This window comes from Burkholderia sp. CpTa8-5, from assembly GCF_017815045.1.
Lineage (GTDB): Bacteria > Pseudomonadota > Gammaproteobacteria > Burkholderiales > Burkholderiaceae > Burkholderia > Burkholderia sola.
Genome location: NZ_JAGIQD010000041.1, coordinates 25,011 through 40,696, shown reverse-complemented (window position 1 = coordinate 40,696; position 15,686 = coordinate 25,011). Strand labels below are relative to the sequence as shown.

11 protein-coding genes and 1 pseudogene are annotated in these 15,686 nt (G+C 57.4%); 4 read left to right on the top strand and 8 right to left on the bottom strand.

All coding sequences use genetic code 11. The annotated features are described in order from the left end of the window. Positions 1 to 287 precede the first annotated feature (287 nt). Together J8I35_RS32445 and J8I35_RS32440 are read left to right on the top strand one after the other, a co-directional pair. Positions 288 to 1,175: a restriction endonuclease gene (locus tag J8I35_RS32445; RefSeq protein ID WP_209929092.1), complete on the top strand. Its 888-nt coding sequence runs from the start codon at positions 288 to 290 to the stop codon at positions 1,173 to 1,175. A 465-nt stretch (positions 1,176 to 1,640) separates the two neighbouring features. Next, positions 1,641 to 2,594: a tyrosine-type recombinase/integrase gene (locus J8I35_RS32440; RefSeq protein WP_124617256.1), complete on the top strand. Its 954-nt coding sequence runs from the start codon at positions 1,641 to 1,643 to the stop codon at positions 2,592 to 2,594. A gap of 13 nt (positions 2,595 to 2,607) precedes the next feature. Here the strand turns inward: J8I35_RS32440 and J8I35_RS32435 are convergent, their stop codons facing one another. The 8 genes and pseudogenes from J8I35_RS32435 to J8I35_RS32400 all read right to left on the bottom strand — a co-directional run bounded on the left by J8I35_RS32435 (position 2,608) and on the right by J8I35_RS32400 (position 12,966). Continuing rightward, entirely contained in the window at positions 2,608 to 3,525 is a 918-nt protein-coding gene (locus J8I35_RS32435) for a hypothetical protein (protein ID WP_209929090.1), read from the bottom strand. 227 nt (positions 3,526 to 3,752) lie between these two features. Further along, complete coding sequence (locus tag J8I35_RS32430) at positions 3,753 to 5,012, bottom strand: hypothetical protein (protein ID WP_209929088.1); 1,260 nt, start codon at positions 5,010 to 5,012, stop codon at positions 3,753 to 3,755. Between the two features lie 115 nt (positions 5,013 to 5,127). Next, positions 5,128 to 5,627: pseudogene (locus J8I35_RS32425) on the bottom strand (transposase); the annotation flags it as partial. Between the two features lie 546 nt (positions 5,628 to 6,173). Then, entirely contained in the window at positions 6,174 to 6,836 is a 663-nt protein-coding gene (locus J8I35_RS32420) for a hypothetical protein (RefSeq protein WP_124617262.1), read from the bottom strand. A 136-nt stretch (positions 6,837 to 6,972) separates the two neighbouring features. Continuing rightward, positions 6,973 to 10,821 carry a hypothetical protein gene (locus J8I35_RS32415; protein ID WP_209929086.1) on the bottom strand — a complete coding sequence of 1,283 codons (3,849 nt, stop codon included), beginning with the start codon at positions 10,819 to 10,821 and terminating at the stop codon, positions 6,973 to 6,975. Between the two features lie 641 nt (positions 10,822 to 11,462). After that, positions 11,463 to 11,687: a transcriptional regulator gene (locus J8I35_RS32410; RefSeq protein WP_209929085.1), complete on the bottom strand. Its 225-nt coding sequence runs from the start codon at positions 11,685 to 11,687 to the stop codon at positions 11,463 to 11,465. Positions 11,688 to 11,765: 78 nt separating this feature from the next. Continuing rightward, positions 11,766 to 12,272 carry a hypothetical protein gene (locus J8I35_RS32405; protein ID WP_209929083.1) on the bottom strand — a complete coding sequence of 169 codons (507 nt, stop codon included), beginning with the start codon at positions 12,270 to 12,272 and terminating at the stop codon, positions 11,766 to 11,768. A 109-nt stretch (positions 12,273 to 12,381) separates the two neighbouring features. After that, the gene (locus J8I35_RS32400) at positions 12,382 to 12,966 is read right to left on the bottom strand and encodes a recombinase family protein (protein WP_209929079.1); all 585 of its coding nucleotides are present in this window, start codon (positions 12,964 to 12,966) and stop codon (positions 12,382 to 12,384) included. 203 nt (positions 12,967 to 13,169) lie between these two features. Between J8I35_RS32400 and J8I35_RS32395 the strand changes: the two genes are divergently transcribed. Together J8I35_RS32395 and drt2 are read left to right on the top strand one after the other, a co-directional pair. Beyond that, complete coding sequence (locus J8I35_RS32395) at positions 13,170 to 13,721, top strand: DUF4145 domain-containing protein (protein ID WP_245170524.1); 552 nt, start codon at positions 13,170 to 13,172, stop codon at positions 13,719 to 13,721. A 633-nt stretch (positions 13,722 to 14,354) separates the two neighbouring features. Further along, positions 14,355 to 15,626: an antiviral reverse transcriptase Drt2 gene (gene drt2, locus J8I35_RS32390; RefSeq protein WP_209929074.1), complete on the top strand. Its 1,272-nt coding sequence runs from the start codon at positions 14,355 to 14,357 to the stop codon at positions 15,624 to 15,626. Positions 15,627 to 15,686: the final 60 nt, after the last annotated feature.

Genomic DNA, 15,686 nt, shown 5'->3' with positions numbered 1-15,686 from the left:
CATCACTTGAAGTAACGGACATCACTTTGGACACCGGCTGCAGCTCTGTCCATGCGGCCACGAAATGACGCTTACGAACAAGTGAAAGCACTCGGCGCATGAGTCCCGGCATACGATGGCTGACCATCTACGTGACGTTGGATGCCCTACGGAGGTACGCCATTCGATTGATGGATGGGCAACCAAGAGTGAAGCTGTGGGGTACGGAAAGAGGTACAGCCTTCCCATCAAGCACGAGTAGCCAGGCAAGGCGGTAGCTCCAAACAATTCAGATTCGGGGACTACACATGGCTAAAAAGGAATGGCGAGAATTCGAACAGCTAGTGGCTCGGATTCAGCAAGGCCTAGCACCGGATGCGAGAGTGGAGCACGACGTAGTGCTTATGGGAGAGGTGACTGGTGAACGTCGTCAGGTGGATGTACTGCTGACCCAGAATATTGGTCAGTACACGATGCGGGTCGCCATCGACTGCAAGGACTACAAGACTCCGGTGGACGTGAAGGGAGTCGAAGAGTTCAGCGGACTCATAGACGATATAGGCGTCAACAAGGGAGTGCTAGTCTGCCCCGCCGGTTTCACGGCAACAGCGAAGAAGCGCGCGAAGGGTCTCCGGATAGCTCTATACCGCCCCTTGGACACTGGAGACCACAAATGGCGTTCGGTCATTGCCCTCCCCGCCGTGTGTGATTTCTTCAGCGCTGGCATCAGCATCTCGATTTCATCTATCGCAGCGAAGCCCTTCCGTATAGGTGAGCATCCCGGCAATATGCGAGTGCTGAGCCCCCAAGGGGATAAGCTACCAACCGCATTCCAAATGGCCATTGAAAAGTGGAACGCTGGAGAGTTTCCGGTGGCCCCGGGCGAGCATCACGACTTGCCCCTCTATGAGCATGCGACCGTTCAAGTCTCGAATGGCTACGATGATCTTATCGACGTTCAATTGACAGCCTCGATACTTGTCGAGCGCACACGGTACTTCGGCCAAGTAGGCATCAAGCAGCTAAGCGGCTTTGTGGATGAGCACACTGGCCTTGTCCACACGAACGCGTTTACTACCGGCGCCGTTGGGCCGGAAGAAATTCAAAACTCGTGGATTAAGCTTGCCGAAGGCGAAGAACCGCCCAGAAAACCTGTCTTGGCGATACAGGGCCTGGTGGGCTGGGAGTCTGCCTGATTGCCGTCCCAAACCGCGCTCGCGTACTGGACATCTGTTCCTGCCGTGTTTCACTAGGGAATCACAACCTGTAGTGGAGCGCTAACGGGCTAACGCTGCTTCTCCACTATACCCCACGGGCTTACGCAAGCCCCCGTCCCATTGTTACCGTGTGCCCGTTACCACCTACGGAAAGGGGCACCAGTGCCGAGCATTCGACAACTCCCTAGCGGGCGATTCCAAGCCCGCGTATGGCTTCCCAACGGGAAGTCGAAGCCTCGGACCTTTGACACTCAAGGGGAGGCAGAGCAATGGGCACAAGGTCACCTCCAGGTACGGCCAAGGCGGGATGCCCTTCTGAGACTCGCGGCCGGCCGGGTCGAGCTCGGTACATCTGCTGACCTGGATGCCGACGCAGCTAAGCATCTCGTAAATGCCGCTATCGACCTGCTCAGGGCTGCATCCAGTCGCTCACCCCGTGTCGCGATGTTGGACCTGCTCCATGTGGACGAATTGCCGGATACGGAACGCCTCAGCGATGTTCTGAAGTTCTACCTCCATGCAAATCCAAACCGCTACAACCGGCGCTTTCAATACCACGCAACGCGGGCATTCGATTACCTCATTGCGGTGACAGGCGATTTACCCGTGAGCCGCGTGGGGCGCAGCAATGCTCGCACATTCGTTGAACAGCTCCTTACGGTAGGTCTGCGGTCCTCCAGTATCAGGCGGATACTGAGTCAAATCGCGGCGGCCATGTCGCTCTACTTCACGGAGCATGAGGTCGAGCGGGCCAACCCGTTCCGTCGGGTGCGCATTCCTAACGAGAATGAAGACACAGCGCAGCGTGAGCCATTCACCCAGGCGGAACTTGGAAAACTCATGCACCTTTGCCGGGTCGTCGACGATGATATTCGTTGGCTTGTCGCCATGCTCGCTGACACCGGGGCGCGGCTCGCTGAGGTAGCGGGACTGACCTTAGAAGACATAAGGCTAGACGCGACCATTCCCTACATTAGCATCCGTCACCGCTCCTGCCGTTCAGTGAAGAATGGCAAGCGAAGCAGTAGCGAACGCGACATTCCGCTAACGGGATTCGCCTTCTGGGCGACAAAACGGATCAAGAACTCGGCCAAACCGGGGCAGCAGTACGCCTTCCCCCGCTACGCTTCAACTCTCGGATGTAACGCAAACTCGGCCTCAGCCGCCATCGGGAAATGGATGAGGGCCAGCGGCATCAACCACACAGCTCACGAGCTGCGACATACGATGGCCGACCGGCTACGCGACGCGCGCTGCCCCGATGAGGTACGTAAAGCAATTGGCGGATGGTCTATCGATGGCGAAGCGGCCAAATACGGTAACGGCTACTCACTAGCCGTTAAGTTCGAATGGCTCGATAGAGTTACTCGCGGTCAGGCCAGCGAGCCTGACTTGTAGCCCCTGATGAACGCTACAGATTCGCAAGGGGGTCTTCTCCCTCTTGCGGCAACGCGCGCCTGTCAGTCGGCATTCTGGCATCCACTGCTAACGCGTAGCGGGTGGCAAAAGCAACCGCAAAAATTGCATCGTCAGCGGTGGGCGCGGCGCTGCTGTGTGTTCGCTGATGCCGAACAAAGTTGCCACCGCACATTTTATGCACGCTCGGCACAAGCATCCTAAACCTAACCAAATCGTTCATGTTCAATGACAAAGCGAGCGTAAGGGACGCCCTATTTGCCCGCTCGAACTGATCCCCGATATATCGCTTGAATTCGGATTCCCCGTCCCACCCAAGGATATTCTTCAACGACTTTGGCAAGAATCCTGCCTCACGTGGCTGTAAACGGCTCAACAATGCAAGCGCAGAAAGTTCCACCGCTTCCGCAGACGCCCCCAGCGCTTCCGATATATCACCCTCCCTCTCAGCCAGCTCAGCAGCCTTCACCTTCTGCCGCACTTCTGGTGATGTAATCAAATCCGCTAGCGAAATGTTGGCGAACTCGCACTGAAAGAACTGAGGCGTGCCAGTCTCAAAGAACTGCGCAGCGTATCCAAGCAACCGAGCCGCGTCCACCTCGTTGGGAACCAGTCCGTAATGCTTGAAATTCACACGCGCTTTGTTCAGCTCGGACATCCGTGCTCGAAACGGAACACGGGATGCGTCCCTTCCAGAAGCAGCCATATCGATGTAGTCCATGCACTTAATGAACTCTTCCGGCGGCTTTTGACCGTTGCTAGGTAGTTGCTTGATAACCGCCCTCAGGAAGAGCTCTACAGCATCCTGCGCTACGGAAACAGCAAGCCCATATGCGACGCTTTCTTTCCTCGATAGGAAACCTTCTGCCTCGTTGTAGAGCTGCTTGCACAAAACAAGTTGGTTTAGTTCCATTGGCCGTATCCTCGCGTCTGTATTCCCACGCCCTTACGGACCCCTCTTATGGAGCCCCGGATCAATATACTTATGATGTATGAGTGCTAGGGTACCGCCGAGCATGAGATGAATCCCATGTACCCCCCCAACATCTGCGCCTGCTTGAGAATCCGTCAGCAGCGGAATCAGTAGCCTCATTGCGTGTGAACAGGTGTCTCACCGACAAACTCCCGCCTACTCGCTAACTATTCCTTGCTGATGGTCACGCTGCCGCCCGTGTGTTGCGTGAAGACTGAACACATGACATTCTCCGCCAATTCAGCCTCATCCTCCCTGACCAAGACAGCATCATGGATAGGAAGACCTACAATCCCAAGTGCCCTTAGTTGCAGCACGACGCCCACGATAATATCGCTCTCGGTCCTCATTGCCTCCATCCCCGACCGGCAATAGAAGCGATGAGCAATCGGAGCATGGTAAGCCTCGATGTCCCGACAGACCCGCGATAGGCTTGCTCCAGCAGGCAAGGCTCCGGCCTCCAGGTCATTGAGTCGATTGAACCTATTCCCCGTGTGGGTCATTGCACCAAAAACCTTCTTGATTCCCGCGCGGTGGAATTCATACCCTGGTACGGCATAGGCATCGCCAGAGAAAGGAATCCCCTCAAGACCATAGTGGATAGATGGCCCCATCTGCTTGTAGTCGAGAGTCACCGTAGGCCCCCCATCGAGATGGATGCCCTTGCGCTGCCTCTTGGTCATCTTCTGCCAAAAACCGCCGCTGAGCCGCCCGCCATGCGCAAATGTCCCGTTGTTGAAACTGCGGGTCATCTTCCGGTCATGGACAGAAACCCCGGATACATCGCACTCCAACTCGATGTCTGCGTCGCTCAGCCATTCATTGATGGTGTGAACCTGCTCGCGTAAACGTTGCGTTGCTTCATCGTCGGAGTATTGAATCCAGCCAGTCAGCCCCTTCTTCTTCGCCCCCTTGAGAAGGATGACCTCTTCAGCGTCACCTCTCCCGAAGTCAGCGTAGGACAACCCCAATCCAGATGCCCACCGAATTAGATGCTCGGTTGCCCGGAACGTAGTCTGAGGGCTCTCACCACCGAACGGATTGACCATCCCCAAAGAAACCTCCAGCAAGGCCATTTCCGGGCTGCTCAGCAGGTCCATAACATCAGGCAAGGTGTTCCCCATCACCTGAGACTGATAGCGATTTCGATGGCCCAGAATCCGCTTTGAGCGAGTGACGGTAACCCATCCTCCGCTCACATGCATCTCCCGATGCAGCGCCTCGCATACCAAGCATTCCACCTGACGCTCAAATACAATTTGATCATTCGGCCTCCGTTTCCGTTGCCTCAAACCAGATGCATTTTCATGCGCTTCGAGCGCCTGCACGATAGACCACACAAGGGCCTGAAGCCCTGCGCCCTGGGCCACGCGATGGCTGTTCAAATGCACATCCCGCGGCTCTCCGGCATTCTCGCCGCCATCCATTCTTTCCTCCTCCATAAAACAAAAGCCCCCACCCAAAGTGGAGGCCCCAAGCGCTGTCTTTCATTGCAGCTGCATCGCCCATCAAACCTTTCGCAGAATTGCCCCATTGCCTGTTACGACTGGCGCGGTGAATGGCGGCAACCTCGGCGTCCAGCGCGGTATTGGCCTGAGCTCGCCGACTCGGGCCCCGACTACGCCATTGGCAATAGCCGCTGCGTGATACCCCCAGAACCCGGCAAAGCCGGCTGACACTGTAGCGGTCGCGATGCTGATCGATCCATGCATACTTCATCGCGACCCCTTCGCGAAGTATGCCGTCGCCTTTCGAAGGATCTCGATGTCCAGCTTCGCGCTGGCCAGTTCCTTGCGCAGCCTGCTGACCTCGGCTTCCAGATCGTTGACCGGACGACGGCTGGACACCGGCGTGCTGGCAGCCGGTCCAGTTGCCGTGTCCGTGTTGCTGCTGCGCTGATCACGGCACCAGTTCCCCAGTGTGGCTACCGGCACGCCCAGCCTGCGAGCAGCCTCATGCTGACCGACGCTCTCGGCCAGCCGTACCGCTTCCATCTTGAATTCCGGCGTGTATTGCCTTCTCGGTACCCGTTTCTCTGACATGCTTCCCTCCGTACACACAAAAAGTTATCAAACTTCTTGCTGTACGTGGATTCGAGGCAGGGTCACCTAACGTCGCCGTCAGGCTTCCCCAGAGCTTGCCTCTTCGAATATTGCTGATGGTCATGGCCGATACGTCATAGCGGGCAGCAAGTGCCGCACCCGTGTCAGCAGACCTCCAGATTTCTGCCACCTGAACCTCAGTAAGCTTGGTTTTTCTCTCGCCCCTCATAGTTGCATTGCTGTGTCTACCAGCGGTTCGTTCCGCCTGAACGCGTGCGCCCCTCCTTGCATCTGCTCGCTTTACATTCTGGAGCCGCATGGGTAGTTCCCCCATCGGCGTCCGGATACCAGTCAAGACCCTAGCCAATACTTGCGTACATTCGGCTTCTACATCGGCCCACGTGCGCTCCCTGCGGTGCAACGGTGGCTTCGCGCGAACGTTGGGGCAGATGGCCCCGTGTGCTTCGCCTGCCTTACGTGCTGCCTCGCGCGCTTCAGCCAGCAAGTCAGGACCCTCGCAGGGCGGGACGCTTTGGAAGCCAGAGTTCATACCAATGCCCCGAGAGCATCATTCAGCTCCGCCGCCCGCGCGGCAGCCCGATCCATCGCCGCAGTTTCCAACCCGGCAATGTACAAACCTGCACGGCCATACACCTCGACCAACCAGCGCCCCACTAGCCGAGTTACTCGGGGCGGCAAATCGCGATAGACACGTACCGCCCGTCCAGTCATGGAGTTGTGCGAGACGCCGACATTGACATCCGTAAGACGCATCACGCGGCGCACGAGCTGAAACGTGAAAGCATCATCCGATGAGAAACGCATGGGGCGCTCATGCTGGAGCAGGTATAGGGCAAGAACCACGGTCGCAATCTCATCGGCCTTCACGTTGTCGGCCAGCTTAACGACCTCTTGATAGGCGCGAGCTTCGCTTCGGTTATACGGCTCGCCCTGATACATGCGCGCGTGAAACGCCCTGCTGTGGTCAACCAATGCCGACCAGTTTGCCGCGAGCATTCCCCATACGGGGCTTTGGAAATTCCGCTTGACGCAATTCGCGATGCGCTGACGATACGGCCTCAGCTCACCGGCTTCCACCCCCGTCATGAGCGGATGGCCGTGGCGCTGCTGAGCGCGCTTGTGCGAATTGCAGAGTGGCGAATAACCGCCCGCCTTCAGGCCGCAGCCCGATACAGAACATAACTTCATGATTGATTGAATTGGTCGAAAAGTAGTGCCCGTGGGCAAGGAGACAAGCGAACGCGCAAACGCGCGCAGCCGATACCAATAGGAAGCCCCCAGAACCCGCCAAGGGCTCCGGAGGTATGCATGGAAAGCTGACTGGTTACTGCTCTGGGCTTGCCCTGTACTTCGGGAAGTTGCTGCTGATGATGTCGTTGAGGTTACGCATGCCGTACAAATTGCCCCCCGGCAACGCATACAGGGCATCCCTCATGTCCTTCTGGGTCACCGTGTTGGTGCTCAGCGGATTGAGGTAGGACCCCGCGACTTGGCCGGCCGACATCACGCGCATCGCCCAATTCATGGAAGGCGTGATGAAGAGGTTGCGGTTGTCCGTGTTGGCCGTACCGTTCGTGAAGAGAGTCTGGCCACCGCTGATTGGGCTGTATGCGGTTTCCATGAGGCTCGGCAACAGACCCAGCACCGCCATGCGTGAGATGGCTCCCATAGCAATTGCGTCAGGCGAGAGCTTCTCCTTCAGTTTCTCCGGGTCGTGGGCGAAGTTGATCGCGTTCTGGAAGGAGTATTCCAGCGTCGCGCCCACAAACGAGAATGCCCACTGAACGAACGTCGTTTGGTCCCGGTAGTAGAGGCTCTTCAGGAATTTCTTCGCATGGCCTGCAATCACGAACGTCTTCAGCTCCGTGAAGATTTTCCCCACGGTCGTGTGCATGAACGGGATGGACTCCCCGATGTCGTGGTCCTGAATCGCGTCCCGCACTTCGCGAGACAGCAGGAGTTGGAACCGGCTGTAGTTCTCCGGCTGCTCCACGCTCCAGCGCTCCCAATCGATGGCCTGAGCTGCACCCGTCTTCGGGTCCATCGTGGTGTACTTCTTGAGCGCCGTGTGAAGGTCGAACTGGTCATCGTAGGAAACCCCCTGATGCACCATGCGCTCACGCTGCTTCTCCGACATCTTCGTTCGCTCAGTCGCGAAGTCCAGATGCTTCTGCACCATCAGCCGCGCGGTGAATGCGCGGGAGCCAGCGGTGATATGCGAGTTACCGGACATGTGGTCCACCGCGTGCGAGAGCGTGTTGCTGATGTTCTCGTACCGGGAGATTCCACGGTCGTAGGTGTAGTCCGTGATTTCGTGCTGACGCGAGTAGGACGCGACATGCTCGCGCCCGAAGCCGGTAATCATCTCCACGTCACGGACCAGACCGAGAGTCGGCCGGTGTCCGGCGCGGAAGCTGCGGATGATGCCCGCGAATGTCGGCATATGCAGACGAAGGGCACGCATGCTTGTGAGTGCTAGAGCATTCCCCATTTCAATAGTTGCCTGGATACCCAACTGGCCCAGCATCGCTGACCGAGTGATACCGCGCGTGGCGGTCAGGAAGCGGTCAGCGCGGTTGAAGCTCTGGGTGGACATCGGCCGGCCGGTGATGTTGTCGTAGAGGTCCTGAGCGAACTGCTTGTTGCGGTTGAACTTCTCCGCGCTCTGCGTCATCGCCGTGTTGTCCGCATGCCACTCCTCCGCGTCGCGCATTCGCTGCATGAACTCAGCACGGGACCGAATGCCGACCTCAGCGAGCGAGAGGTGTCCGCCCATCGAGTTCATGTAGCGGTCGATCAGCACGCGCGAGTCATTCTCGAAGAGGTCCGCGAGTTTGAACGTGGTGCCATCGGGCATGCGCTCCATGTGGTTCTCGTCCAGTGCGAACCGGTACTTGAGCGCCCCAGCCTGTCCCGCGTCGCCACCGTTGCCAGCGCGCCGGTCAAACATCAGGTCCACGATGGAGTTCACCTCCGTGTCTTTCAGCCCAGCCTTACCGAGTTCATCGCGCAGCGTCACCATGTCCTTCGAGTACAGGTGGATGTCCTGCATCGCATGGCTGAACTCCAGCTTCATCACTGCATCAATGAAGCTCTTCGCTTTCGCGATGTCGCCCGTAAGCCCAGGCACGCGGATGGCATTCGCGACCGCTTGGTAGAGGTCGTCGCCATACTTCGAGAAGGCAGTCCGGATGTTGTCCTGACGCCATTGGCGATTGACGTACTGCGGGTTGTCCGGAAGGTTCTCAGCACCTTTGACCTGAGCTTGCTGGAGCTTGGTCTTCATCTCCGCGTAGAAGTCCGTCATGGCTTTGGCTGCTTGCTGGAGCTGCGGTGCAATGTCCGCATTCGCTTGGAGCACATCAGCGTCCCCACGGGCAACACGCGCGACATCCTCGTAGAACTGGCGGTGGTAGCCGATGGACTTCGATAGGGGCAGCTTGCGGGCCTTGATCGCTTCGTCGTAGGCGCGGCGCGCTTCCATGTGGAACTGCCCCGCGAGTTGGCGGCGGTAGTGAGTCTTCCGCTCCGATGCTGACCAGCCCTGCGCTTCGTGTGGGTCGATGCCGATGGCGTCCTTCACCATCTTGAAGCCGAGGAACTGGAGGTGCGGGTTCTCAGACTGGTTGAGGTGGGTGAAGAAGTCCCAGCGCGTGGGAACCTTCTTCCACCCCGTCATGGCCGTGGACTGCTCCCAGAGGCCCGAGACCGGAGCGACCTGAGCCGCGCCGATAGAGCCGCCAAGGAACCCCTCAGCAGGCTTCGGCGCGACGTAGCCGGGGGAGAGGTCGTGGAGGTCCGCTCGATTCACCGTAGTGGTCACGCCCGTTTCCGGGTGCTCCACCGTGAGGTCGCCAGTGCGGACGTTCTCATCCACAACACGCCCCTCGTTCATGCCCGAGCCGTCATCCCACCAGACCCGCTCATGCTGGAGGCCCGGTAGATCCCGCATGCCTGCGCCGTCAGCGGCCCACGGTGCGTCAATGCCGCCTGCCGAACCATCTGCTTCCGGCCTTGCGGTCAGCTCTTCAGGCTTCTTGCCGAGCGCCTTAGCGAACGCCATCTGCATCGCGTTCGGTTGAGCATCCGGGCCGTTGACTCGGTCCAGCACGGTGGCGATTCGCTGGTCCTCTGCGGCCTTCGCGATGTGGCTATCGACGGCCAGTTCACCAAGCTGCTGGTCCTTCATCGCAGCCTGCTCCGCGTCGTACTTCGCGAACGCATCTTCATACGCCTTGCGCTGGGTCGCGGTGAACTTCGGGCCGGTGGACTCAGGAGCCTGTTCGGCCACGCCAGAAGCCACCCTCGTGGCCTGTTGCAGCTTGCCCAGGTACTGCTTCAGGTTAGCGGCTTCCTCGGGCGTGAGCGCGTGACCAGCCTGCTGCTTCGCCATCGCATCGTATGCAGCTTTCTCCATCCCGGCCGTCTTCCGCAACCGGGCCTGTTCACGCATGTGAAGCCCGATGAACGGCGCAGAGAAAGCCATCGACGCGATGCTGGCCTTCAGCACGCCCATCGAGTCATCCTCGAAGTTGTACTGCTGGCGGAGTCGTTCAGCTACACCACCAAGTACGCCTGCGGTGGCGAGGCCCGTGGCGACTGGATGCATGCGGGAGGCTGCGGTGGTAGCTGCGGCAATCTTCGATGCTTGAGCTGCGCCGCGCGCAACCACTGAGGCCCCGCCTGAGGCTCCCATCGCTACGAGGTTGATCGGGTCGATGATGCCGAACGCGAAGCCAGCGGCGAACCGTCCAGCGTTCCCAGCAGTGCCGAGGTCACCCAGATGCTCAAGGTCATTCTGCTTCGAGAGGATATTGTGCTTGATCCACGCAGCCTGACCGGGCGATGCGGCCTTGGAGAACTCCCCGTGGAATTCAGGCCACACGCCATCTGTCAGGTCTTGATACGTCTTCTCGTCGTAGGGGTTGTAGTTGTCATCGGGCTGGAGCTTGCTGCCCGCCCAATGATCGATAGCGCCCGGAATCCATGAATCCTGCCGCCACATCGCGGCGAGGTAATCGGAGCGGGACCAGAGAGCGTCGCGTGCTTGCTTCGCTTGGAGCTGCTTGAACTGCTCCGGAGGGTGTGGCGTATGCTGCACCACGGGGCTGGCAGATGGGTTCGCTTGCTGGTCGTCGCGGATTGCCGCGACTGCTTCATTTAAGGTTGTCATAGAAATTATTCAAAACGCCAACTGATATAGGCGCGACCAGCCCTGCCCAGAGAGGCATGAGCACTGGCAAGTTGATGGATAGGAATTTGTGGAAAGCGCTGCGGCTCGCAAGTTCACGGTTTTTGTGCCCGTAGTTGCGAGAGTGAGGGTTTAGGCGTGCCCCTATGCGAGAGTCAGGGTTAAGAGCAGTGCCCGTGTCTACGAGAGTGGGGGTTTAGCAACTGGATTGCCCTGATATCCTTACCCCCTGCTTGGCATTCAGTCGTTTGAAAACAAAAAAGCGCCGACCGTTTCCGGAGGGCGCTGCTTTTGAAGCCGCTGGCTGACCTATCGGCCGTGCTCGGGTGCTCAGGCTGGAGAGCTGGAGACCAACCAGCGGCGCATTACCAGCACCTCCCAGCTCCGAGCTTCAGTGTCTCGGAAGGTTTCCAACAGGCGGGGCTTACGGTTGCGCTCAACGTAGTCACGGAGCAGCAGGAATTCACGGGGGCCGATGCGGAGGGACGCAGCGCCTTGGTCGATGTCGAGGGAGATATGTCGGGTGCTGATGGTGATTCGAAACATGTTTAGACCTTGTCAGGTGAAGTGGCTAAACGCACGGTGCGTTGCTCACGAGAAAGACTATACATGCATTGCATGTATTACGGAAGCCTCCCGAACGTCTCATGTTCGCCCAGCTTGATTAGCAACAGCTCCCACGCAGCGAGCGGCATGGCGCGGAACATCTTGTTGTCAGCGGGCGAGACCCACCCGTTCCAGGTGAATTTAGATACATGCAGCAGGTCAGCAGCCTCTTGCCTGCTGAGCCCGTGCTTCTTGATGAGGGCAGAGATTTGGTCGGGAGTAGGCTGCGAAATTTCGGACATGGCGCTCAGTGGTTCGGCTCATATGTGGAGCCGGAAGTTTACGCGCAGGGGTAAAACAGTGCCACGCTTTAGCACGCATCATCGATAGCCCGCTCCTTCAAAATACTCCCGGTACACGCCGAGCACAGTGCCGAACGCGTCACGCAGCCATACGGGCTCCCCGTCCACGTCGAGGATAAGGTACTCAGTACGGAGCCGATCTCCTACGCGCGAAACTCCAGCGAAAAAGCCACTCCTGATTCTTTTCGCGTATGCCGGCCTCGTTTTACCGTCCAGCGTGTGATGCTTAGCATTGTTGGCAGCACTGACAACCGCTCGGAACGCTTCGAGGCTGTGGATTTTGAGAACCAGCGCTTCCGCGGCCGAGCGCTCAGCCTCATCCTTCGCGGCAAGTTTTTCCCTAACACTTTCCTTTGTGCCATTCTTGACCAGCCAATCAAGCAAGTGGAACAGGGTCACCGAAACCAGAAACGCGTTCAGGGGTGTTTGCGCCGTATAGAACGCCCTGTACTGTTCACAGGCGAGCCCAAAGAGGTCGCGGGCCGAAAGATCAAAGAAGCCCTCAGCAGGGAAGCGTTGTTCCATGGTCGCTCATCTCGTGACGATTGCTAGTGAACCGCGATGATAGGCCGAAGGCGTAGCAAAAGAAAAAGGCCGGGGAGGGATTCCCGGCCTCTCTCGCTGAACCATTTCTTCACGCTGCCGCGTCGCTGGCCTGTTCTTGTCTGAGGTACTGATACAGCGTCTCCCGGCTAATCCCCAGGTCCCTCGCGATGGCAGCCTTAGCCTCCCCGCTGGCTGCCCGCTGGCGCAGCGAATCGACCTGCTCAGGGCTGAGTGATGGCTTACGGCCCTTGTACACCCCGTTAGCCTTCGCAATGGCGATGCCCTCACGCTGACGCTCGCGAATCAATGACCGCTCAAACTGAGCGAACGCGGCCAGCATGGTCATCATGAGTTCCTGCTGGGGGTTCCGCTTGTCGGCTGAGAACGTCATCGCATCCTTCACGAACTGGACCGTAACGCCCCGCTCGGTCAGCTCACGGACCATCCTAAGCAGGTCCTCAGTGTTGCGTGCGAGGCGGTCCATGCTATGCACCATCAGCGTATCCCCATCGCGGAGATAGTCCAGAGCTGCCTGGAGCTGAGGCCGCGCGGTGTCCTTCCCGCTCGCCTTGTCCGTGAATACCTTGTCCAGGTCCACGCCCTCAAGCTGGCGCTCAGTGCTCTGGTCTGCCGTGCTGACGCGGATATAACCGATGTGCTTGCCCTTGCTCATGACTCTCCCCGGTGGCCAATGTGTCAGGTTGAAGTCTAAGACCCTGCCAGGAGAGTGTCAAGAATTTATCGAAACCACCCTATTCTGACGCGCCGAGCCCGCCCGCCCGACCGTCAGGTTGGGGTGTACCTAAAGCTGACATATGGCGGTACGGTTGCCCTTTCTTGCACAATGGCAGTGAGACCAACGACCCCGGTTAGAACATGGCAACGATCAAAGAGAATGGGCAACTCATCGCGCTCTGTCCGACATGCGATGGTGCATTGTCGTCGTATTTGACGGCAGATGACCGGCGCGGAGAGCACGGGCAAATACACCGAGCAATAGATGAGTACACCTCTCAGGTGTACCGGCTGGTTCGATGCTCGAACTGCGGTTCGGGAGCATTGGCCACGTTCTTGTCTTTCAGGAATGATCCGGGCATGGAGTTATTGGATTTTTATCCGGAAGCCGGCGGAACTCAGCAGCCGTTACCTAAAGCCGTTCCCGAAGGGATTGCAAGAGAGTTTCGTGAAGGGGAATCCTGCGCTAACGCTGGTTGCTACCGCGCCGCTGCCGCTATGTTTCGCTCGGTCCTCGACAAGGCTCTTCGTGCCAGCGGATACAAGATCAAGAAGGGCACCCCGTTGGAACAGCAAATAGACTTAGCCGCAGCCGATGGCGTGATTACCGCTGCGCGGAAAAAGCGCGCGCATGAAGAAATTCGAACCTTAGGGAACTATGTCCTACATGAGACTTGGCGCGTGGTCTCCTAAAATGAGGTGAACACTGCCAGAGAATACGCGGCGCGGCTGCTGCATGACCTATACGATGATCGGGAGACAGTCCTGGCCGTGCTCAAGGAGAAGGGGCGCACCCCTGAAGAGGTCATGCCTGACATCGATAGCGACGACGAAGAGGCCCCAGCCTAATGAGACGCGCGCCCGCATCAGGGAACACGCGGGTTTACCTCATGCGCGTCAGAAGGGCTGCACGTGTAGAAACGGGAGGGCCACCGGGGGGGATTCTCGCGGCGGGACTTTATCAGATGCCCTCTCGAAAATTTGCCAAAAACAATTGTGCCTTTCGCTGTCCACTCTTGCGAAACTGGAGCACCTCCTTTATATTCAAGAGGCTCATCGGATTTGCCGATGAGGAAAGTGACAGGTTGTCAAGCCACGCGAATCCGCTCCATGAGCTGAGACGCAACGCGGACAACACGTAGAACAGGACTTCCGTCATACGGACCTCTACGATGATACTGCCATGATACTGCATTTCTAACATTTAGCGGCCAAAGCTCAGTTTTCGGACTGAGTGAGATAATGTGAAGAACATTGTTGTATATCCGGGGAGGCGGTTACTGGAATGCCGCCAACCATCGCCTCCCCGGTTTGCTAGGTATATCGATGAGCGAGCCAGCAGAGTGGTTTAAGCGACGAAAGTATTTGCACTTTGACTTACCAATCAGCGAACCCGCTGCGGTCGCAATCACCGGAAATCCAACTGTAGTTGCACGTCACGCCTTCTATCCGTTTATCCAATTCACGGTTAAAAGCCGAAAAGTGAAATGGGACAAACTGACTAAGCGCCTCATGACGAGCGAGAAGGAGCGTCCGGTCAGTTATGCATCGCACGTTGATAGCCATATCTACGCCTTCTACGCCTCGATATTAAGCCAACACTACGAGGATTACCTCAAAGAAGCTGGATACCAATCTTCAGTGCTCGCTTTTCGGAAACTCGGAAAGAGCAACATTGAATTTGCCAAAGACGCATTCGACGCCATTAAGAAAATGGGAGGCGCTGATGTCATCGCCGCCGACATCAGCGATTTCTTTGGAAGTCTAAATCACAAAATTCTGAAGGAAAGCTGGGCAAAAATTCTCAAGGCCAAGGAACTACCAAGCGACCATTACAACGTCTTCAAATCACTCACCCTATTTACATGGGTCAACAAGAATAATTTATACAAGTGCCTGGGGATTTCAATTCACAATCCCAGAGGCTTCGGGGCTCGCATTTGCGAACCAGATATCTTCCGCACTGTGGTTCGTAAACTTGGCCTTATCCAACGAAATGCGACAGGCAGAGGAATCCCCCAAGGATCGCCTATCAGCGCCCTGCTGTCTAACATTTACATGACCGACTTTGATCAAGCGATGTGGACTTCCATCGCATCAATGGGCGGAAAGTACTTCCGATATTGCGACGATATGCTAATCATTGCACCGGAAGGGAAAGGCAAAGAATTTATGCAACTCGCGCGAGAGCTTGCAGACCTATACGCACTACCCTTACACCCGAAGAAGACTGAGGAGAGATTCTTCACGTCAAGCTCTGGAAAGCTGTTGGCCGACAAGCCACTTCAATACCTTGGATTTGTTTTCGACGGTCAGCAGGTATCACTTCGCTCAGCGTCGCTCGCTCGTTATTCCGACCGCATGAGAAGAGGCGTGCGCCTAGCACGAGTGACCATGCATTCCCGCAACACTCTTCGCGTAGAACGCGGTGAAAGCCCAAGACCATTGTACAAAGGCAAACTGTATCGACGGTATTCGTACCTTGGACGTCGAAATTTTGTATCCTATGCGATACGCGCAGCAAATATTCTGGAAGAAAAGGCCATAAAACGGCAGGTCAAACCCCTATGGAAGCGGTTACGCAGCCAGATGAAGTGAGCTCTCGACTAGCCCATCATCACAGCCCCCACAATTTATATGCGTCGCAGATTCAGAAGA